21 protein-coding genes are annotated in these 20,596 nt (G+C 45.1%); 4 read left to right on the forward strand and 17 right to left on the reverse strand.

Going from position 1 to position 20,596, the window contains the following annotated elements; all coding sequences use genetic code 11:
• Window positions 1–90 precede the first annotated feature (90 nt).
• The 16 genes from J2T20_RS15580 to J2T20_RS15655 all read right to left on the reverse strand — a co-directional run bounded on the left by J2T20_RS15580 (window position 91) and on the right by J2T20_RS15655 (window position 17,150).
• On the reverse strand, window positions 91–1,176 hold the full coding sequence (locus J2T20_RS15580; protein ID WP_307589820.1) for a ThiF family adenylyltransferase: 1,086 nt from the start codon (window positions 1,174–1,176) through the stop codon (window positions 91–93).
• A gap of 72 nt (window positions 1,177–1,248) precedes the next feature.
• Entirely contained in the window at window positions 1,249–2,802 is a 1,554-nt protein-coding gene (locus J2T20_RS15585; RefSeq protein ID WP_307589822.1) for an ABC-F family ATP-binding cassette domain-containing protein, read from the reverse strand.
• Between the two features lie 126 nt (window positions 2,803–2,928).
• The gene (locus J2T20_RS15590; protein WP_307589823.1) at window positions 2,929–4,419 is read right to left on the reverse strand and encodes a serine/threonine protein kinase; all 1,491 of its coding nucleotides are present in this window, start codon (window positions 4,417–4,419) and stop codon (window positions 2,929–2,931) included.
• 527 nt (window positions 4,420–4,946) lie between these two features.
• Window positions 4,947–6,014 (reverse strand): SAM-dependent methyltransferase, encoded by a 1,068-nt coding sequence (locus J2T20_RS15595; RefSeq protein ID WP_307589824.1) that lies wholly within the window; start codon window positions 6,012–6,014, stop codon window positions 4,947–4,949.
• Window positions 6,011–6,793: an ABC transporter ATP-binding protein gene (locus J2T20_RS15600; RefSeq protein ID WP_307589825.1), complete on the reverse strand. Its 783-nt coding sequence runs from the start codon at window positions 6,791–6,793 to the stop codon at window positions 6,011–6,013. The genes J2T20_RS15595 and J2T20_RS15600 overlap by 4 nt, the downstream gene beginning before the upstream one ends.
• Window positions 6,793–7,116: a thioredoxin family protein gene (locus J2T20_RS15605; protein ID WP_307589827.1), complete on the reverse strand. Its 324-nt coding sequence runs from the start codon at window positions 7,114–7,116 to the stop codon at window positions 6,793–6,795. The genes J2T20_RS15600 and J2T20_RS15605 overlap by 1 nt, the downstream gene beginning before the upstream one ends.
• The gene (locus tag J2T20_RS15610) at window positions 7,113–7,457 is read right to left on the reverse strand and encodes a cyclic-phosphate processing receiver domain-containing protein (RefSeq protein WP_307589829.1); all 345 of its coding nucleotides are present in this window, start codon (window positions 7,455–7,457) and stop codon (window positions 7,113–7,115) included. The genes J2T20_RS15605 and J2T20_RS15610 overlap by 4 nt, the downstream gene beginning before the upstream one ends.
• Window positions 7,458–7,476: 19 nt before the next feature.
• Window positions 7,477–8,313: a deoxyribonuclease IV gene (locus J2T20_RS15615; RefSeq protein ID WP_307589831.1), complete on the reverse strand. Its 837-nt coding sequence runs from the start codon at window positions 8,311–8,313 to the stop codon at window positions 7,477–7,479.
• Window positions 8,303–9,118 (reverse strand): Fpg/Nei family DNA glycosylase, encoded by an 816-nt coding sequence (locus J2T20_RS15620; RefSeq protein ID WP_307589833.1) that lies wholly within the window; start codon window positions 9,116–9,118, stop codon window positions 8,303–8,305. Before J2T20_RS15620 ends, J2T20_RS15615 begins: the two co-directional genes overlap by 11 nt.
• A gap of 45 nt (window positions 9,119–9,163) precedes the next feature.
• The gene (locus J2T20_RS15625) at window positions 9,164–9,952 is read right to left on the reverse strand and encodes an HAD-IIA family hydrolase (RefSeq protein ID WP_307589834.1); all 789 of its coding nucleotides are present in this window, start codon (window positions 9,950–9,952) and stop codon (window positions 9,164–9,166) included.
• Window positions 9,953–10,135: 183 nt separating this feature from the next.
• A complete protein-coding gene (gene rnz, locus J2T20_RS15630) occupies window positions 10,136–11,062 on the reverse strand; it encodes a ribonuclease Z (RefSeq protein WP_307589835.1) in 927 nt (308 codons plus the stop codon).
• A gap of 131 nt (window positions 11,063–11,193) precedes the next feature.
• Entirely contained in the window at window positions 11,194–14,631 is a 3,438-nt protein-coding gene (metH, locus tag J2T20_RS15635) for a methionine synthase (RefSeq protein ID WP_307589836.1), read from the reverse strand.
• A gap of 410 nt (window positions 14,632–15,041) precedes the next feature.
• On the reverse strand, window positions 15,042–15,827 hold the full coding sequence (locus tag J2T20_RS15640; RefSeq protein WP_307589837.1) for an HAD family hydrolase: 786 nt from the start codon (window positions 15,825–15,827) through the stop codon (window positions 15,042–15,044).
• A 40-nt stretch (window positions 15,828–15,867) separates the two neighbouring features.
• Window positions 15,868–16,389 (reverse strand): hypothetical protein, encoded by a 522-nt coding sequence (locus J2T20_RS15645; protein WP_307589838.1) that lies wholly within the window; start codon window positions 16,387–16,389, stop codon window positions 15,868–15,870.
• Window positions 16,390–16,438: 49 nt separating this feature from the next.
• Entirely contained in the window at window positions 16,439–16,648 is a 210-nt protein-coding gene (locus tag J2T20_RS15650) for a DUF896 domain-containing protein (RefSeq protein WP_307589839.1), read from the reverse strand.
• 109 nt (window positions 16,649–16,757) lie between these two features.
• Entirely contained in the window at window positions 16,758–17,150 is a 393-nt protein-coding gene (locus J2T20_RS15655) for a LysM peptidoglycan-binding domain-containing protein (RefSeq protein WP_307589840.1), read from the reverse strand.
• 180 nt (window positions 17,151–17,330) lie between these two features.
• Here J2T20_RS15655 and lexA point away from each other — a divergent pair, with 180 nt between their 5' ends.
• From lexA to J2T20_RS15675, 4 genes are all read left to right on the forward strand, one after another.
• The gene (gene lexA / locus J2T20_RS15660) at window positions 17,331–17,957 is read left to right on the forward strand and encodes a transcriptional repressor LexA (RefSeq protein WP_307589842.1); all 627 of its coding nucleotides are present in this window, start codon (window positions 17,331–17,333) and stop codon (window positions 17,955–17,957) included.
• 166 nt (window positions 17,958–18,123) lie between these two features.
• Entirely contained in the window at window positions 18,124–18,462 is a 339-nt protein-coding gene (locus tag J2T20_RS15665) for a L,D-transpeptidase (RefSeq protein ID WP_307589844.1), read from the forward strand.
• A gap of 104 nt (window positions 18,463–18,566) precedes the next feature.
• On the forward strand, window positions 18,567–18,806 hold the full coding sequence (locus tag J2T20_RS15670) for a hypothetical protein (protein ID WP_307589846.1): 240 nt from the start codon (window positions 18,567–18,569) through the stop codon (window positions 18,804–18,806).
• A 139-nt stretch (window positions 18,807–18,945) separates the two neighbouring features.
• On the forward strand, window positions 18,946–19,569 hold the full coding sequence (locus tag J2T20_RS15675) for a hypothetical protein (RefSeq protein ID WP_307589847.1): 624 nt from the start codon (window positions 18,946–18,948) through the stop codon (window positions 19,567–19,569).
• 698 nt (window positions 19,570–20,267) lie between these two features.
• Here J2T20_RS15675 and J2T20_RS15680 read toward each other — a convergent pair.
• Window positions 20,268–20,450, reverse strand: a complete 183-nt coding sequence (locus tag J2T20_RS15680; RefSeq protein ID WP_307589848.1) for a hypothetical protein — start codon at window positions 20,448–20,450, stop codon at window positions 20,268–20,270.
• Window positions 20,451–20,596 lie beyond the last annotated feature (146 nt).

Raw genomic sequence — 20,596 nt, forward strand, 5'->3', positions numbered from 1 at the left:
GCAGAACCGCCGCAGAGTAACCCTAGGATTCCCTCAATACAAAAAGACCATTCCTGATTCAGGAATGGTCTTTCACTTTATGAACTGCTATTAACCGAAATACCGATGGTAAAAGCTCCGGGCAGCAGCAATATCGTTGGTCCCGTGAATTAAAGCCCGGCCATCTGCAAAGACAACCATACGATAAGGACCTTCTGTAAAGGACACCAGATATGGATTCAGATCCACCTTCCCGCTTCCAAGCCTCGATAAGCGATTGGCAGTCTCCTCCAAATTAAGTTTTTGTCTCTGCGCCGGACGGATCTGTACAGTGTCTCTGCCGCACAGCACATCACTGCGCTCCGTGTTAGCCGCGGTAAGATAGGGATATATGGGATGAGTACCACAAGAAGGACAATTCTCTTTTTTGGCCGCTTTAACTCCAATTTCCTGATGTTCATTACGCCACACGTCAAAGGTTAGGAGCTTGCCTCTTAAATGTTGTCTCCGTCCGCCAAGTAGCTTCAGTGCCTCCGCCGTAGCGTTTGCTGTAACCAACTGAACAGCTTGCGGAAGTATACCCGCTGTGTCGCAGGTATCCCCGCCTAACGGCACTGATCCTATCAGACAATTCAGACAGGGTGTTTCACCCGGCAGAATGGTGTAGGTAATTCCATAGCTGCCCACACAGGCTCCATAAATCCAAGGAATACCGTGCTTTTGGGCCATGTCATTGATAATCAACCGGGTATCAAAATTATCGGTACCATCCATAATGAGTTCAATACCTGGAAGCAAGCTTTCCAACTCTTCGGCCCGGACATCCATAACGTGAGCCTCTACAGTCACCCCGGAGTTAATCTGCTGCAGCCTGACCTTGGCTGCGGCAGCCTTAGGCATACGCTGCTCAGCGTCCGACTCGGTATAAAGCTGCTGACGTTGCAGATTGCTCCACTCTACATAGTCGCGATCTACAATAACAATTCGGCCTACCCCGCAGCGTGTCAATGTCTCCGCGATTCCAGTGCCCAGAGCACCGGCACCAATAATCAATACATTGGATTTGGCAAGCTGCATCTGGCCTTCCTCACCGAACGGCGCAAATCGAACCTGACGCGAGTAGCGACCCTCACGCCCTTCCGCAGAGTTAACAGTAATTACACGATCTTTGTCCTTACCTTTATCGTTATGGCTCATCCTGAACAGTCCTCCATATTCAAAAGCCGGGAGCAAGCAGCTTAGCCACTCATCCCCGGTCCTGTTATTCAACTATACGGTTTGACCTGACCATTGCTCAACATCCCAAGTTTTCGTAACCCAATCTTCATAAAAATCCGGTTCGTGAGAGACAAGTAAAATTGTACCTTTATATTCCTGAAGTGCACGCTTGAGCTCAGCCTTAGCGACAATATCCAGATGGTTCGTAGGCTCATCGAACAGAATCCAGTTACTTTCACGCATCATTAGCTTACACAAACGTACCTTGGCTTGCTCACCGCCGCTCAACATGCTCAGCGGACGAGTGATATGATCATTCTTCAGGCCGCAACGAGCCAGATGACCCCGTACTTCATTTTGTGTAAGGTTGGAGAACTCATTCCAAACATCGTCGATTGGAGTGATTTTAGCACCCTTCATTTCCTGTTGGAAATAGGCACTATTCAAGAAATCACCCTTATAGGTCTTGCCGCTGTAAGGAGGAATAACACCGAGGATGGTCTTCAATAGTGTCGATTTACCCACACCGTTGCAACCCACAATCGCGATCTTATCCCCGCGTTCAATCGTCATGTTCAGCTTGGGCAGGAGCGGACGATCATAACCGATTTCAAAATCGATTCCCTCGAATACCGTCTTACCGCTTGCACGACTCTCTTTGAATTGGAAGGTCGGTTTAGCAGCTTCCTCAGGACGATCGATACGTTCCATGCGGTCAAGCTGCTTCTCCCGGCTTTTTGCGCGGCTTGAAGTAGAATAACGTGCTTTATTGCGTTGAATGAAGTCTTCTTGCTTTTTGATGAATTCCTGCTGCTTCTCATAGGCATCAATATGCTGATTCTTATTCATGTCAGCCATATCAAGGAATTTCTCGTAGTTCGCTGTATAACGGGTAAGCTTCGCGAATTCCAAGTGATACACAATATCAACAACATTGTTCATGAACTCCGTATCATGTGAAATCAGCATGAACGCATACGGATACTGCTTTAAGTAATTGGTGAGCCAGTCGATATGCTCTACATCCAAATAGTTGGTAGGCTCATCCAACAGCAGAACGTTGGGTTTCTCTAGCAGCAGCTTCGCAAGCAGAATCTTGGTCCGCTGACCTCCGCTCAGACTGGCTACATCACGATCCAGCCCAATCGCAGACAAACCCAGACCGTTGCTCATCTCCTCCACTTTTACATCAATCAAATAGAAGTCGCCGATATCAAGCTGTTCTTGGATATCACCCATTTGCTCCAGCAGAAGTTCAAGTTCCTCCGGTGTTGCATCACCCATTTTATCGGTAATTCCCATCATTTCCTTCTCCAGCTCTAACAGCGGAAGAAAGGCATCCTTCAATACATCACGTACGGTCATGCCTGGAATAAGCTTCGTGTGCTGATCCAAATAGCCGTAACGAACTCTTGGCGTCCACTCCACTTTACCGCTATCCTTAAGCAATTTTCCGGTCAAAATATTCATTAATGTCGATTTGCCGACTCCGTTTGCGCCTACGAATCCCACATGTTCACCGGCAAGCAGCCTGAAAGATACGTTCTTAAACAACAACCGATCCCCAAAATTGTGGGAAACGTCTTCTACAGTAAGTAAACTCATAAATTCTCCGCAAGCTCCTATCTATATATAAAAACATTAAAATCTGAAGATAACCTACAACAATTTATTTTAACACAAGTAGAGGCCACACAGAAATATATTATTATAAAAATTAAATTAAAGATTCTAAGATTTTTTCTTTTGAAAAAATTTCTTACTTTTTGAGTTGCTGCCGTTCTCGGGAATTCCATGAACCCAATCCTCGAATAGAGCTTTAAATTCCCCTGTAAGCTTAAAAGGATTGCACTGCAATGGCAGTCCATATACCATACCCTCTGTAAAAACGCTTTGAACTAATTTCACAGCAGTTCTGCTTGCCATTGGTAGGCCAACCTTCCATTTCGCTTGGTTCTGCAGTCCACTGCGGCGCAACCACAGCACCAATTCCTCCAATCGCCAATCCGCTCCCGAAGCAATCAATATGGGAATATCACTCCGAGCAAACTCTTCCATTGCCCCCTCGAAACGTCCGACTCCTAAATCCATGACTACATAACGGTAATCCCCATCAAGAAACCTATCAAGAGCACCGCGATCGGGACGCTTTCCATAATCCACTCCATTCCATTGAAAAATAGGCCCGGATTCCCGGCCCGGTACATATTCCTCATCTACCTCTACCATACTGCGGATCCGATGATACACAGGAGAATCTTCCGCACTTAAGTCTACCCAGGCTGTTGCTCCAAGCCGAGACAAATATCCGCTTACGGCAAGGGATGTATGGGTGGTTCCCAGCCCATTAGCTACTCCCAATACGGTCACTACACAAGGTTTATTCCGGTCGGATGCCAGCTTAATGTTGGTTACTCTACTATCATCATCAATACCTTCTAGTGCTCTCCATACAGACTGGGCATCACGATAGCGATCCTCTGGATGTTGACGAAGCAAACGTTGAATCACAGGAATTAGTTCTGTCGGAATACCGCCGCTTAAATGACGATCCATCCCACCCTGCCATTGACTATATCGACCCCCGGTTGCCATATAGAGTAATAGAGCACCCAGTCCATACAAGTCAGACAACGGTCCACTCTGCCCTTCTCCGTATTGCTCCGGGGCGGCAAAACCAACAGTTCCCAGCTTCACTGTATCCTCTGTCCCACCGCTTCTATAGCTGCGGGCAATACCGAAGTCAATCAGCATTAATTCATTTTGTGCAGTGACCATAATATTGGACGGCTTCAGATCACGATATACAATAGGCGGATTATGACCGTGTAAATACTGCAGAACTTCGAGCAGTTGTCTGGCAAACCTTAAGATCGTTGTACCCGATATCACTCCTGCATTTGAAGTCATGTAACTCCCCAGAGTTATACCTTCTATGTAATCCATCACCAGGTAAGAATATCCGTCATTGTCCGGAGGGTAAAAATCAACAATCCGCGGCAATCTGCGGTGGTTCAATGAAATTAACAACTCAGCCTCAGCCTGCAAACTGCCGTAGGTCAGTCCCGTGGTAACACATTCTTTGATCGCCCATTTTTTTCCAGGCAGGCGCAAATCTTCAGCCAAATGAACGTGACTCATACCCCCGGAGCCGATAATCTGTGAAATGGCATACCGTCCATCCCATATTTGTCCGGCTGACAGTTTAGATTGATAACGCATTCCATTCTCCTCCTTTATGTATATAAAAAAAGGAAAGCATACCCGTTCAACGCTCCGGCTCTTACCGGTCATTGAAAACGGGATGCTTTCCCTACTTTTCGTATAATTATCTTGGCTCTTTCTCGAAATCAGTGCTTGATTTTCCGTTTACGTCACTGTGCCGGGAACGATTTCGATTTAACTTCGCCTGATGTTTCACCGGGTTTGGGGTAACTACGTCTTACAGGTAGCGAATCCGGGTTGCGGACCCGTCCTTCGGTGAATTAGAGGGGAAAATGCCCGCTAATACCGACCGAAACGCCATGAATATGAGATTAAAGGGAAAATATCCCTATAATCTTACCCATACCGTCCCAAAGAGGTATATCCTCAAAATTAGCGGGCGAAATTCCCTCTAATTGCCCAAACGGGGTAGCGGGTGCAGAAATAGAGGGAGAAAACGCCTCTATTGGGCGTAACGGATTTCTGTCTTTCTCGTCACCTGTCAAGAACTGATATTAGTGTTGAGCCATTATCTTGCTGCTTGTTTAGTATTTTATCATATACAGCGTGATTTCATCACGATTATGGAACAATTGCTTGGCACGTTGGACCTGCATCCGCTCCGCTTCGAAAATTTCAATAATCTCCTTTATCATGGCTAGCGGTTTCTTGTGCATCAGCTTCACTGTTACAACAGCAGTTCCTCCCGGAACAAGACTGTGCAGTAAACCTGTAACCATTTTCGCCATCAGTTTAGGGCTCCAGCTCATATCACAGACAATTACATCAAATTCATTTTCACGGAATTTCAGCTCATTGGCGTTCTTGCGTAAGATCTTGAGTCCCGGATAGTTCTTAAGTGACTCATGCATGTGGGCCGGATCAACTGCTGTCACCTGTACACCATTCTCCAGCAAAAATGAAGTCCACCCACCCGGTGCAGCCCCAATATCCAGTCCCCGTCGGAAGCTGTTAAAGGGAATACCGAACTCTTTTTCCGCTTCGATAAGCTTGAATTTGGCCCTGGAAATTTGACCGTCTTCCTTACGGAAGCGAATCGCTCCTCCGTTCCAACTGGACAGGTTCTCTTCCGGACGGCATACACCTGCATATAGTGCATTATCATCTGCGTAAACTGAGATTACCCAAGCGGGTTCATGCACGGAGAATTCGGCTCCAAGACCTTTTAATTCCTCCTGCAGCCACTCCCTGAGTTCTCCGGGGCTTTCCTGCCAGAATGAATTCCCACCCTTACGAACATGCAACGCAATAGTTTGTCCTTGAAGATGGCTCAGACTATTTAAATAGGTTGCCAACCGTCCAAGTGCTGGTATTCCAGCTTCATCCTGGAACTGTACAGGTTGAATGTGACGCAAAAAGATAGGCAAATTCCCCAAGAGAAGTCGTGTCACCTCTTCCGGTTCGACTTGCAGCGTAGCTAGAAATATCTCTCCCGGCACCAGTAGTGAGCTTTTTACTGCGCCAAACAGACGGCGAAGCTCCTCTTGTGCAAAGGGTGCAAAGCCGTGATTAGCCGTACATATATAACGCGAACTAACTGGTTCTTCCGTTTGGGGAGTTTGCCCCTCAGGGTCTTCTATGAAATCGTTCAAATGGTTGAGCCTCCAGATCTTATTTTAATCCAAGGCCGTCCTCCATCCCATTCAACATCAATAGGAATATCGTAGGTAGCCAGAAGCATTTCCTTGGTTAATACTTCTTCCTTGCGGCCGGAGCCCGCAAGCTTTCCTCCGCGAATCAGAGCAACATGTGTGAACAGTGGAACAATTTCCTCGACATGATGAGTGACATACACAACCGCAACGTTTCGTTGACGCAGCCTATCCACTTCTGCCAACATCTTTTCCCGTTCATACAAATCAAGACCCGCACATGGCTCGTCCAAGATGAGAAGCTTGGGATCAGCCATTAAGCAACGGGCGAGTAGCGCTTTTTTACGTTCACCTTGCGATAAAGTTCCCAGCGGATGAAAAGCCAGTGAACCCAGATTCATTTCCTCCAGTAGTTCAATGGCTCGCTCTTTCACAGAATTGGGGATCGTTTGATAGAACCGTAAATAAGCGTACGCCCCTGTCGCTACAACTTCCCATACCGGGTCTGAAAGTGACAACTTCTCCATCAAGTTCGGGCTGATATAACCGATTTCCTTACGGACCTCACGCACATCACATTGTCCATATTTATAGCCTAGTACCTCTATCGATCCACTGCTTGGAAAAAGATAACCGGTCATCATCTCCAGTAAGGTTGTTTTACCGGAGCCATTACGACCGAGTATAACCCAATTCTCACCGGGTCCGATCTCAAGTGAAACGTCATCGAGAATTAAACTTTCTTCCCTGCGATGGGTAAGATGCTGTAATGAAATCATTATGAGGTCACACTCCTTATGTACTCCAGTACTCTTTCTACAGAGACCATAGCATAATAAATTTCCGGGTCTGTGTTTCGGTCCGCAGAAGCCACCATTAAGGCAGGCACACTGGAAATACGATATTGGGTGACCAAGCCAGGCATCATATTAACATTAGCGGAAGCCACGATAAGATCGGGGGGGAGCATATGTTCCGCAACCTCCAGCATACGCCGGGCGGCATTGCACGTTCCACAAAGAGGTGTGTAGAAAAACACAGCCAAAGGTCTGCCTTGCTGTTCCAATACCTCCAGCAGTTGTTCTTCCTTCATTTCCATCATTCGTTGGAGTCTCCCGAAGCAATAGCCAGCAGCTTGTCTTGAGGCATAGGTCCGTTGTGCAGCAGCATCCCTTCCGGTTTGGCGGCGTAGAGCATCTCGTACATCTCTTTCCTGCCCCATAGGCTCGAGGTATGAAAATAAACTTCTTGCGGGAAAAGTCCTTCCAGTACAATAAGCCTTGCTACTTCGCTGCCAGTATCGTCAACAGGTCCCATATCATGGTCGAGTGACAGAACTCCAACCTCATAATTACGCAGCAGCAAAAGGCATTCCTCCGTAGTACGAGCCAGCATGAAACCTTGCGGCACCTTCCTAAAATCATCCATATAAACGTTAATCATGATCCTAACCTCCGATCAATCAATACCAGGAATTCACGGTATCCATTTCGTTGCGATAAGTTCCATCCACTCCTGTTTCGGTCTCCATAACCATAATTTCAGGATGAAGCTGTTCTGCGGTCAACAGACTTCTCAATCCCTCATTACCAATATAACCCTTACCGATTACAGCATGGCGATCCCGCCCTGAGGCGAACGGATGCAGTGAATCATTCAAATGAACAGCCTCAAGATCATCCCAGTAGCCCAGTGCCAGTCCCCGCTTAATTAATTCCCCGGTATCCGATGGATTCCAAATCCCTGCAGCAAATGCATGACAAGTATCGAAACAAAACCCGATTTTATCAGGATAACGGCTAAGCTCACGCACCTTTACCAGTTCTTCCAGCGTTGTTCCTGTCGCTCCGCTAGTGCCAGCCTGATTCTCGATGAGCAGCTTCGCTCGGCCTTCCCAGGAATCTAGAGTTTCATTCATACATTGTATAATATTTTGGTACCCTTGTAACGGCTCTGTACCCTGAAAATGTCCAAAGTGAACTACAATTCCAAGCGAACCGCACGCTTCCGCAATTTCAAGATCATTCCTCAGTGATAATACGGTGATGGATCTGCTATTGCTATTCGCCCCCATATTGGTCGGATACGGGGTGTGTGCAATGGACTTCATCCCCTTTTCCCGGCAAAAATATGCGCAATCCTCTGCATCCCGCATATTCACTGGTTTGATTTTTAGGCTTCGCGGATTTTTAGGGAAATACTGAAATCCTGTCGCACCGCTCTCCCAGGCGTACCGGGCTGCTTTCCCGAAACCGCCACGGATGCTGACATGACTTCCGATTGCAGGTTTACTGCTCAAGTTGGCAGTCTGGGCAATAGAACACTTTACGCCCGGACAGCTCTACTTTCACAATGGTTCCCCCACCCCGAAGGCAAGGTTCGCCTTCCCGGTCATACACCTTGCATTGATCATTGTAGGAACCGGTCACCATGTCACCCGTCATAAAGGGGATTTCCATATATCCGCCGATCTCCGTAGCCTCTGTAAGAACCTTACGAACTGCCTTATACAGACGGGCGATGGAGTCCTTAGTTAATGTCTGAATTAGAACCGTTGGCAATAATTTTGCCTCATAGGCAATTTCATCCGCGTAACAATTACCGATCCCTGCAAAGACTTGTTGATTCACGAGTGTTGTTTTAAGTGCTCCGCGTCTTTTTTTCAGCAAACCCTCAAAGCGTTCCAAAGTCATCCGGCGATCCAACAGTTCGGGCCCAAGCTTACCCATTAGTGCTTCACCTTCCTTGACGGATACCAGATGCAAATATCCAAGACGCAATCCGATGAAATACAAAATATGATCCCCAAAGGCCAGCTCCACCTGCGTACTGCGTTCTGGTCTTTCCTCCTCTGTACCATAGAACAGCATTCCGCCCAGCATCAGATGCAGCAAGAGACGTCGACCATCGTAAAGATGGAACAAAATATATTTGGCTCTCCGTTCAACAAAGACAACCCGAGCCCCGAGCAAAGCTTCGGTAAAGACATTCGTTTCTACATTGATGGTTTTTTCTCTGTTCACGGTTACTCCCGTAATTGGCACATTTATAATATGCTGGCTCAGCAGCCTCCTGTAATTCTCCATTTCCGGTAATTCCGGCATGTCTCATCTTCCCTTCTACGTTGGTGAAATATAGCGATTCTGCTATTATAACCCGAGCAATGCCATTAGTTCAGTTAAATCAGCACAAATATAATCCGGAGTTATTCCGGTAACGGTCTTATAGTGCTCTAAGTTTTCTTCTGTAGTTAAACCTGTCAGCACAAGAACCGTACGACAACCCGCCCCTGCACCAGCAGCGATGTCTGTCCTCATATTGTCACCTACTACAATCGCATTCTTTGGATTAATGTTAAGTAATGAGGTTGCGTAAGTCATCAAGTGTCTCTCCGGCTTGCCGATAACAATCGGAGCAACTCCGCTTGCAGCTTCAATAGCAGCACCAATCGTACCCGCGCCAGGCATCACACCGTCATCTGACGGTAACATAAGGTCAGGATTAGTGAGTACGGAGACGGCACCTTCCATAATCCATCGAGAAGCTTGCGCCAAAGAGTTATATGTAAAAGAGCGATCTATCCCTTGGACAACATATTGCGGAGCTTCGGATACAGGTGTAAGCCCAGCATCCATGCATGCCTGGTGTAAACCTTCTTCCCCCAATATGGCTACAGTTGCTCCCGGTGATTCTTCAGAAATATATCTCGCTGCTGCAAGAGAGGAAGTGCATACCTCTTCTGCCTTAGCTTCTATCCCCATACCACGAAGATGCTCAGCTACACTTTCTGGTGTCCGAGAAGAATTATTCGTGACGAATAGAAAAGGGATCTCCGCATCCCGCAAGCCCTTTATTAGAACGTCGGCGCCCGGAATCCTGTGTCGGCCATGATACAGCGTTCCATCCAGATCTATTAAAATTCCTTCTATATTGTCCATATAGGCTCCTCTTTTGGCATTTATAATTAATTAACATCATTAATAGTTAATGCTATAAAACTTAAGATATCCTTCTAAATTCTATAAGAAAGTCGAACAGAATCGAAGATGATGCAGTTTCCGCGATTTTTGCCACAGCCCTGTCATTTCCTGCGCTTTCCCGGAAAATAATCTATTTCCCGCTTACCTTCGATAGATCGGAAAGGCTGTAAATTCCTCCGCAAGCTGTGTCTCCGGAAATACCGACCGCGCTTCCTCCAGCAGTGGAACGAGCTCGTCAAAAGAGCTATAGCGGGAGCTGAAATGGGTCAGTAAAAGCTTGTGTGCTCCTGCTTCCTTGGCACACTCAGCAGCTTGAAGTGCCGTACTGTGATAATACTGGTGGGCCATATCCGTCAGATCTTGAGCAAAGGTAGCTTCATGCAGCAATAAATCGGCATCCAAGGAAAGGGGGAGTGCTCCTGGACAAGGTCTTGTATCGCCCAAAATAGTGATGACACGACCTCGCTTAGGCTGGCTCAGTACATCTACAGCGTGAATGGTCTCACCGTCCTCCGTCATAACATCGAAACCCTTTTTGAGTTTTCCGTATAACGGTCCCGGCTTCAGTCCTTTGGCCTTAAGCAGCTCCGTATCGAGACTGCCTGGACTGTCTTTTTCAACGATGCGGTATCCATAACTGTCAATACGGTGCTCCAATAATCCGGCCTCCACCCTAAAGCCTTCATCCTCAAAGATCAGTCCCCCGGTATGCTCTATGATTTCAAGCTTGTAAGGGATACGGGACTGGCTCAGCGAAAGCGAGGTTTCCAGATAAGCCTTGATACCTGGAGGTCCATAGACCGTAAGGGGACTTGTTCCTCCCTGATAACCCCGACTGGAAATAAGCCCTGGCAGGCCGAACAGATGATCACCATGCATATGGGTAATAAATAACTTCTCTAATTTACCAAGCCGCAGCGGAGACTTCAGCACCTGGTGTTGAGTACCTTCCCCGCAATCAAACATCCAGTAGCTGCGGCGTTCCTCAAGCAAACGCAAGACTATTGAAGTTACATTCCGCTGTAATGTGGGGATTCCGGCATTTGTCCCTAAAAAATATAATTCCATAGCTGCCCTCCTATCTTTTCTATACTGTATTCAAAATCAAAACAGCTGCGCCGTTCTTTGTGAGTTTTATCGTTCTAGTATTCCCAGCAAAAAACCTCCCGTAACCGGGAGGTTCCGCTGAAATGAAAATTTTATGCCTTCTCAACATTGAAATACTGTGCCTCAGGATGAGCAAATACCATTGCGGATACAGAGGCTTCAGGCTCCATCATGAAACCTTCTGTCAAGTGAACACCGATGTCCTCCGGCAGCAACAGCTTGAAGAGTGGTCCTTGATCCTCCAGATCGGGGCAAGCAGGATAACCAAACGATACTCGGATCCCCTGATAACGGGCACCATGTCTTTGCTTCATCGTCATATCTGCGTTATCGGGAAAACCCCAAATATCACGCATCATATGATGAACACGCTCAGCCAGACCTTCTGCAATCTCGAGCGCAACCGCCTGAAGTGCATGTGAGCGTAAATAATCACCTTTATCTTTAAGCTCTGTGGAGAGCTCTCTAACGCCATGTCCCGCAGTTACCACCAAGAAACCTACATAATCCATTATCCCGCTGTCTACAGGCTTCAGAAAATCAGCTAGACACAGATAAGGTTCAACTGCCTGACGGGGGAAGGTAAAGGTATGCAGTACCTTGTTCACATCCTGCGGATCATATACGAGAATATCATTCCCGCGGGATTGAGCAGGGAAAAATTGATAAATGGCATGCGGTGTAATCGTACCATCCATAATCGCCTGCTGCAGGATATCGTCCACTGTTTCTTTTAGTTCTACTGTCCGCGGATCGCGCGCAGCAAGCTGAGCCTCGACTGAACCCTTCAGACCTAAGTGATGGCCTAACAGCATTTGCATATTCACATAAGGAATTACATGACCTAACGGATAGTTGCGAATGACGTGACGGTCCAAATCCGGAGGAAGAAAGACTGGAGCATCCGGTGAAATATGGGATCGGACTGCTCTTGTCAGCTTAGGTAGCTCCGGTGATGGAGCAACAGCAACTGCCGCTTCTGCTTCGGTGCGGATTTCTTCCTGCATTTTAGCCCGTTCATTCGGATTCATCAACCGGTTGGCGATATCCAAACCATCCATCGCATCCTTGGCATAGAGCACCATCCCGTCATATTCAGGACGGATACGAGTTTTGGTGAACTTGCGTGTCAACGCAGCTCCTCCGACTAGAATCGGTACATCGATTCCTGCCGTACGCAGATCTTGTGCGGTCAGAACCATCTGCTGAGCAGATTTGACGAGCAGCCCGGACAGTCCGATCGCATCCGCTTTTTCACGGCGGAACGCTTCAATAATGTTCTCTGGTGGTACTTTTATACCCAAATTTATAATTTGGTAACCATTATTGGACAGGATGATCTCCACCAAGTTTTTACCGATGTCATGCACATCCCCTTTAACGGTAGCGAGCATGATTTTACCCTTAACAGAGGTCTCATCCTTTTTCATAAACTGCTCCAAATGATTTACCGAGGCTTTCATCACTTCGGCGCTTTGGAGAACCTCCGCAACAATCAGTTCATTATTATTAAATAACCGGCCGACTTCTGACATTCCTGCCATAAGAGGTCCATTGATAATTTCAAGCGGACCACTTTTGGTTAATGCTTCGTTCAAATCGGGGATTAAGCCTTCCTTCGTTCCTTCCACCACATAAGAAGCCAATCGTTCTTCGAGCGAAAGATTGGAGATTTTCTCTTTCTTCTCTACTTTCTTTTCTCGGAAGGCAGCAACAAATGCGGAAAGCGTCGCATCATTTGTGTTGTAGATCAGTTCCATGGCAAGGTGCCGCTCTTCTTCGGGAATAGAAGCATAACGCTCTACCTTCTCTGTGTTAACGATAGCATAATCTAGCCCGGCCTTTGTACACTCATATAAAAAGACGGAGTTCAGCACTTCACGTCCCGCTTCAGGAAGTCCAAAAGAGACATTACTGATTCCCAGGATCGTGTGAACCGCAGGAAGTGCTTCTTTTATCAAACGGATGCCGTCAATGGTTTCCTTGGCAGAGCCGATATACTGTTCATCTCCGGTACCCACAGGAAACACTAATGTATCAAAAATAAGATCCTCCGGGTTCAGGCCGTACTTGTTCACGAGCAGATCATAGGAGCGTTTGGCAACCTCAAGTTTATCGGAAGCAAGGATAGCCTGTCCGGTCTCATCAATAGTTCCTACCACTATTGCAGCTCCATACTTATGAATCAGCGGCGTTACCTGCTCGAATTTCTCTTCACCATCTTCAAGATTAATGGAGTTAATAATCGCCTTGCCCTGGCAGTATTGAAGTGCCAAATCTATAACCTTAGGGTCCGTGGTATCAATCATCAAGGGAACTTTAACCTTCTTGCCAACCAGCTCCAGGAAAAGCTTGATATCCTCACTCTCATCCCGATCAGGATCCTGTACGCAGACATCGATGACCTGAGCACCACTCTTGACCTGTGCACGGGCGATTTCTGAGGCTTCCTCATATTTACCTTCAACTATTAGACGCTTAAATTTCCGGGAGCCCAGTACATTCGTCCGCTCCCCAACCATGTATGGACGATTTTCATTCTCAATGTAAATGGGTTCAATTCCGGATAGTGCCGGAGGATGATTTCCTTCTAATGGACGCGGTGGATACTGTGCCAATTCAGCAGCCATCGCACGAATGTGCTCAGGTGTGGTACCGCAGCAGCCCCCTGCGATATTCAACCAGCCCTTTTCGGCAAAAGCACCGATCTTGCGGGCTAATGAATCCGGTGATTCGTGATAGTTGCCGTTCTCATCAGGCAGTCCGGCATTTGGATAGCAGCTTACAGCCGCCGAGGAAATCGCTGACAATGATCGAATATGATCCCGCATAAATTCCGGCCCAGTCGCACAGTTCAAACCAATCGAGACCGGGTTCAGATGCTCTAACGAAATATAGAAGGCTTCGATATTCTGTCCGGCGAGTGTTGTTCCCATGGGCTCAATTGTACCTGAGATCATTACCGGAAGAGTAATCCCTGTCTTCTCAAAAGCATTTCGTATCCCAATACTTCCAGCTTTAACATTCAGAGTGTCCTGGGATGTCTCAAGCAGCAGTGCATCCACATGTCCTTCAATTAGAGCAATAGCCTGCTCTTCATAACTCTCAACAAGCCCCTTGAACGTTACACCCCCGGTGACTGATAAAGTCTTTGTCGTCGGGCCCATTGCACCTACAACATAACGTGGATGATCAGGCGTATCATATTTGTCTGCCGCTTTACGGGCAAGCTCAGCGGCTACCAGATTAATTTCGCGCGCTTTTTCAGGTATATCATATTCCGCCAGTACAACCGAGGTTGCACCAAATGTATTGGTCTCAATCAGATCAGCACCTGCTTCGAGATACTGCTCGTGTATGGTCTGAATAACCTCTGGTCGAGTTAGAACCAACATTTCATTACATCCGTCGAGTTCCTCTCCGCCAAAATCTGCATCCGTAAGTGGGACCTGTTGGATCATAGTACCCATCGCGCCATCAAGAATTAATATTCGTTTTTGTAAGCTTTCAGCAAGTGTGATTTTAGCCAATTTAGAATCCCCCCAGTAAAACATTAGAGTAAGTTTAGCAGAATATAGGGAATTCGAAAAGCCTTCCTTTCCACTCTGCATTATAAGTATTCATTTATAGTAAGGTTTTTTATATCTATAAGTCTTATTATACACACAAACATTCTTTCATTACGCCCCACTTGTCGAATGATGTTCACAATTTTGTGACATATATCACATTTTAGTCCAAAATCCAAGAAGAAACGGCTTTGCCGTCCCGAACTGGAGCCCATGCTTCCGAAGCAGCGATACTCCGTATCGCTTTCAGGTATCCGTTTCTCGTAGAAATATAAGCAAAGTATACTGAAAACTTGTACTTCCTTATATTTAAAAAAAATGCCCCAACAACCATCTTCATGGTTGATAGGACACCTCTATCTTTTTAGAACTTATAAGGACTCTACTAATGGAATAAGATCTGCCAGATGCTCTATTTCAAAATGTGGCTGTATCTCGGGATTTGGTTCTTTGCCGGTACGGTTAATCCAAACCGTGGTAAGGCCGGCAGCGAGTCCACCGCGGATATCTGTCGTTAATTTGTCTCCAACCATTACCCCCTGTTCCGGAGTAATTTCCAGCAGATTAAGAGCATGTAAAAATATATCCTTATCCGGCTTCCCTTTGCCAAAACTTCCCGAAATGACTACATGATCAAAATAGGGTATTAAATCTGGTACTCCATCAAGTTTTTCTTGTTGAAGAGCCGGACAGCCATTCGTCAGAAGCAGCAGCTTTACTTTTCCACGAAGTTGATCAAGAATCTGGAAGGTCTCTTCATAAATATAAGGTCTGCTTCTTCGTTCGGCTGCAAACGTCTCAGACAGTGACTGAGCCAGATCCTCATCATTGATGCCAAGAGCAGCGAGTCCCCGGCGCCATGATTCCTTGCGGTACAGTGGGGCCAGCTTTTCCATTTGACGAAATTCATTTTGCTCTCCTGCGGTAAAATTACCCCAAAGTGCTTCGAAAGGATTAATCCCGATCATCTGAGTAAAAGGGAAGGTCTCGTAGGATTCGTATAGACCTCTTGCTTCCCTGCGCACCGCTTCCTCCAGTTCCTGAGGGTTAACGGATTCTCCAGCTGCTTTACAAGTAAATTCAAATGCTTCCTCAATGCTGCGTTCATCCCAGAGCAGCGTGTCGTCTAGATCAAACAGTACGGCGGTAATCGGCATTAGATTTCTCCCTCTTCCTCAATAATCGTGATGAGCAATTCTACTCGTGTTCCACTACAATGCTATTGGCTTTGGCAAACTGTTCCAAACGTTCTCCCATAACTGCAGTATCATAACGGTTAATTAATCTTGAGAAAATCCATTTCATCCGCTTGCCTTTATGCTTAATAACTACAGAACCGCGGGAAAGAATGATTTTTTCAATATCTGCCGCCCCCAAAAAGCGTTCACGGTTAAACTTGAAGGTCGAGAGTCTTGCTCGTTCCACCTTGAGGTAAGGACGACGGAAAAAAAGAAGTGCTGCCAAAGCAAAATAAAGAACGATTCCGAGCCAATTCATCAGAGAACCGTTGCCCTTTACTTCATCTAAGGTTCCTACCATCCAGTACATAATTCCCAGTCCTATCAGGACTACAGGCAGAACAATATTACGTCCTCTATACACATCTCCGCTTTTTGTAGAAACAGTGGAAGCATGAATGGAATCCTTGCCCGCTTTCTTTCTTTGCTGATTAACTTTTTGCGAGTTGCGTTGAACCATTCTTTCCCAAGAACGGGCCATGTGATTTCCCCCTAGTCGTTCTGTAATATCTATGAAAAGGAAACAGGTATTAATGGAGCAGCCCCTTGTTGCCTTCATCATGCTTATCATTATCAACGATCTCAATAGTGTTCAACTGAGCCCGGAAATTATTCCGTATGTTGTTTAGATAGATTTCACGAAGCTTTGCTCGTTCTGTAAGTTCTTCTTCATTCAGGCCAACGGTCTTCTGTTTGCGTGCTAATTCGTTAATCCGCGCGACCAGTTTATCGATATCCACTGCTGTTCCCTCCCTTATAAATTCATACTAACTTTGCCATGAGAAAAAGAGCTTGTCAAGGTCTGCCCCCTGCAAGCTCTTCGGTAAGTAATTCACACTTCATTAAATCTTAATAAATAGGAAGGGATAAGATATCTCCTGCCTGGATACTACTGTTCTCTAATCCACTGTATTGTTTAATTCCTTCTATATATACGACGGTTCTCATGTCAGACGGCTTATTCTTCATTGCAATACTCCAAAGCGTATCACCACGTACAACGACAACTCTTTTCTCCTGATGTTTAACTTGAGAAATAGAACTGGCGAAGACATTACCTACTACTGTAAAACCGGAAACTACGAGCATAAGAATCATCAGGAGCTTAATCAGATTTGCCTGCCGGAACCGTTTGCTAGTAAATAAGGACGATATCATACGAACAGGTGAATAACGATTTTCTATAGGGTCAACCTTCGGTGTCTTTTCATAAATGCTGCGGTATGTACTGTACTTTAACATGTTCATCAGCCTCCAAACACTTGTTCTTACTTCCAAAAATAATATAACACGAACATGTGTTTGAATCAATACTATTTTCGAACAATTGTTCCCTTTTTATAAGTTTTAGAACTTATGTTTGTACGAACGGCAGTTCTATGTTATAATTTTCCCAAACATTACTATATGGGGTTGATTCCGATGTCCAAGATTTCAAGTCGTCAATTGGCGATTCTGGAATTTATACGTAGCGAAGTCCGCAGCAAGGGTTACCCACCTTCCGTTCGTGAAATAGGTGAAGCTGTAGGACTTGCATCCAGTTCCACGGTTCATGGTCATCTAGACCGCCTTGAGAAGAAGGGACTTATCCGCCGTGACCCCACGAAGCCACGCGCGATTGAACTTCTGGGTCAAGAAGATTCTGATAACGTTCATCAATTTGCACAGACGATCACCCGTGTTCCGGTTGTAGGTAAGGTAACTGCAGGTCTACCGATCACAGCAACAGAGAATATTGAGGATTACTTTCCGCTTCCCTCACACTATGTAGGGGATAACAAAGTATTTATGCTGTCCGTTCTCGGAGATAGTATGGTCGAAGCAGGCATTATGAATGGGGACTATGTTATCGTTCGGCAGCAGCAAACGGCTGACAACGGAGATATCGTAGTTGCCATGACAGATGAAGATGAAGCAACCGTTAAGACATTCTATAAAGAACGCGATCATATTCGCCTGCAGCCTGAGAACCCGGCCTATGAACCCTTACGCCTTAACCGCGTAACGATTTTGGGCAGAGTTATCGGATTGTTCCGAGATATTCATTAAATCCCTTATTTATTAATTCAGACTACCCAAAAAAGGCTGATTCGCATCGTTTTGCGAAGTCAGCCTTTTTTATGTACAACCATATTACATTGTTCGCTGCGGTATTCATCGCTGAACATCCTAGGCTGTTGGAACATATCCTACTTCTAAAGGAGTGCTGATGATTATGCCTACTATCCGTATCATCGTCGATTTATCTCAACGTATGCTGTACCTTTTAGAAGATAATATAGTCGTTCGAGGATTCCCTGTCGGAATTGGAACTATACTGAATCGATCTCCCGAAGGTGAATACACAATTATCAACAAACAAGCTAATCCCGGCGGACCTTTCGGTGCTTTCTGGATGGGGCTATCCAAACCGCACTACGGCATTCACGGGACTAATAACCCCTCTTCTATCGGCAAAAGGGTGTCTCAAGGTTGTATTCGTATGTATAATGTGGACGTGCTCGAACTGGCAAGCAAGGTAAATGTAGGTACAAGAGTTACGATAAGGAACTGACGAAATTAGACTTAAAAGTCATTAAATTAAATTTGAGTAACTCTGCCGTTACCATCAATCTGATTCTCCATAAGTTAATAAGGAAAAGGAGGCGGATTAAATTTATGGAAGCCTATTACAATTGCTTACACTGTAAGAACAAAAAAGTCCGTATTTTAACTGTGGATGGCCATCATCATGTAGGAGTAATTATGGATGTAGACAGGTATAATGTTTATCTAAAACCGGAGCAAGGCAGAAATGTTCAGACCTCGGCCTTTTATCCCTATCCCTATGGCAATCCTTATAGTAACCAAATTCTAACGCTAAGCCTGTTCACTTTGTTAGCCATTGCTTTAATCTAGTGCCTTCTGAGACTCTCCTTATCTTGAGGGGAGTTTTTTTCTATTTATAGTGTATCTTTCAAGAAAGCGTTACATATCTTTTAATAGTGAGCTTATGATCAGAGTTTCCTTTTGAAAATAGTATTTAGGAGGGTATTATATGCTCATATTTCTAGTGTACCTATTTACTTTCATCGGAGCTTCTTTGTTAATGATTGCCGCTATGATTAAGCTTACCTTAATGTTTCCGCTAACTGACCACCATAAGTTAATTGCTGCAGTCTCATCTTTTAGAATGAAATTTCCTAGACAACTTATTGCTTCCAACAAATCTTGTATCGTTGCATATAATGAGAATTCCAGAAAAGTGGCCATTGGAACCATTCTTTCCAGCTCGCAAAAAAAGGCCATAGCAAACCTCTATTCTTTCGATCAGATTGTTGGCTGTGAAATTATTGAAAACGCTTTAACTCTTACTAAGGTGTCTAAAACAAGTCTAATCAACCGTAGAGCTATAGATCGTGCAGAGGTTAAACCAGCAACAATTCATACCGGAGATATAACTGAGCTAACACTTATTATTTACATCCAAGCCTTAACCGTACAGCCACTTCAAATCTCTCTCCTACCACAACAGTTACCCCTCAAACCATCGGACTCCCGTTATACCCAAATCTATTCGGAAGCACTTCTTCTGTATCAAACGTTAAAATCGATCGTTTCATTTACTGAATTTAGTGACGACTCTGAGTCTAAGATTAAATTGAAAAGATTTATATACTGATTTATTAAATAAATACAGCCGTTAATAAAAACAGAAGGCAGGAAAAATTCCTGACCTTCTATTTTCGTATACTGGAAATCTAAAAACATGCTCTGGAATATTCGCTCTCATATCTTCGTGGTCCATAAAAACAAGCGGATGATCATCATTTATTTCCTTCCTCCATTAAACAAATAGGAGACAACCTTGCCCGACGTGCGGAAAAAGGTTTGGGCGTGAGGAAGAGTACATAAACCTAAGGTCAAGAATGGTTGAAGGAACAGAAACAGTTGAAGGCGATACAATTAAAGTATGTAAATTTTGCAAGGAAAAGGAAGCAAAAAAAGCAAAGCGATATTTATGATCTACACAAAAACACATGTACAAACTGTCAAAAATACAATGAAGATTTAAAAATGAACTCTATAGTGTTTGATTCTGTTGTGAAAGATAGAGTGTTATTCCGGCGAATACTACGAACTCGAACTTGCAATCACTGTGGGTTTAAAACAGAACAACTCTCAGGTTGGGAAGAGATATCATAATTTATTATAGATAATCTATAAACCATGCCGACCTACAAACCCATTAGTCAAGATATCTGGTGGGTTACTTTATGTATAGTAAATTATTATCCAGCAGAATATTGAGAAGGTCTCTTTTCCAAATTGGATATGCGGCGTTCCAACTTTCAGATTTTTTCATCTTGTTCAGACACATTAATAGCTCCGGTCATTAATTAAATGCACTCGAAATTCAAAATTCTGATGTATTGGACCTCCATAATCAATTATGTTGTCCAGGCCATTCTCTATGATCTGAACGACATGTACTCTTTCCCGGGAAAGAGCTACAGCAAAGATATCTTTGTCGTTCTTCAGGACTTTGTATGTAGTGTTCATAATTCTCTCCATATTTTTATGAATTAAAGTGGCTCTTTCTCGAAATCAGTTCTTGATTTTCCGTTTACGTCACTGTGCCGGGAACGATTTCGATTTAACTTCGCCTGATGTTTCACCGGGTTTGGGGCAACTACGTCTTACAGGTA

It is taken from the genome of Paenibacillus wynnii, from assembly GCF_030812855.1.
Lineage (GTDB): Bacteria > Bacillota > Bacilli > Paenibacillales > Paenibacillaceae > Paenibacillus_AQ > Paenibacillus_AQ wynnii_A.

Coding starts and splice junctions, on each gene's coding strand:
- J2T20_RS15675 (WP_307589847.1), top strand. CDS start 18,946: ATGCTCATATTTCTAGTGTACCTATTTACTTTCATCGGAGCTTCTTTG.
- J2T20_RS15665 (WP_307589844.1), top strand. CDS start 18,124: ATGCCTACTATCCGTATCATCGTCGATTTATCTCAACGTATGCTGTAC.
- J2T20_RS15625 (WP_307589834.1), bottom strand. CDS start 9,952: ATGGACAATATAGAAGGAATTTTAATAGATCTGGATGGAACGCTGTAT.
- J2T20_RS15610 (WP_307589829.1), bottom strand. CDS start 7,457: ATGATTAACGTTTATATGGATGATTTTAGGAAGGTGCCGCAAGGTTTC.
- J2T20_RS15590 (WP_307589823.1), bottom strand. CDS start 4,419: ATGCGTTATCAATCTAAACTGTCAGCCGGACAAATATGGGATGGACGG.
- J2T20_RS15600 (WP_307589825.1), bottom strand. CDS start 6,793: ATGATTTCATTACAGCATCTTACCCATCGCAGGGAAGAAAGTTTAATT.
- rnz (WP_307589835.1), bottom strand. CDS start 11,062: ATGGAATTATATTTTTTAGGGACAAATGCCGGAATCCCCACATTACAG.
- J2T20_RS15680 (WP_307589848.1), bottom strand. CDS start 20,450: ATGAACACTACATACAAAGTCCTGAAGAACGACAAAGATATCTTTGCT.
- J2T20_RS15655 (WP_307589840.1), bottom strand. CDS start 17,150: ATGTTAAAGTACAGTACATACCGCAGCATTTATGAAAAGACACCGAAG.
- J2T20_RS15585 (WP_307589822.1), bottom strand. CDS start 2,802: ATGAGTTTACTTACTGTAGAAGACGTTTCCCACAATTTTGGGGATCGG.
- J2T20_RS15640 (WP_307589837.1), bottom strand. CDS start 15,827: ATGCCGATTACCGCCGTACTGTTTGATCTAGACGACACGCTGCTCTGG.
- J2T20_RS15580 (WP_307589820.1), bottom strand. CDS start 1,176: ATGAGCCATAACGATAAAGGTAAGGACAAAGATCGTGTAATTACTGTT.
- J2T20_RS15620 (WP_307589833.1), bottom strand. CDS start 9,118: ATGCCGGAATTACCGGAAATGGAGAATTACAGGAGGCTGCTGAGCCAG.
- J2T20_RS15670 (WP_307589846.1), top strand. CDS start 18,567: ATGGAAGCCTATTACAATTGCTTACACTGTAAGAACAAAAAAGTCCGT.
- J2T20_RS15645 (WP_307589838.1), bottom strand. CDS start 16,389: ATGGCCCGTTCTTGGGAAAGAATGGTTCAACGCAACTCGCAAAAAGTT.
- lexA (WP_307589842.1), top strand. CDS start 17,331: ATGTCCAAGATTTCAAGTCGTCAATTGGCGATTCTGGAATTTATACGT.
- J2T20_RS15605 (WP_307589827.1), bottom strand. CDS start 7,116: ATGATGGAAATGAAGGAAGAACAACTGCTGGAGGTATTGGAACAGCAA.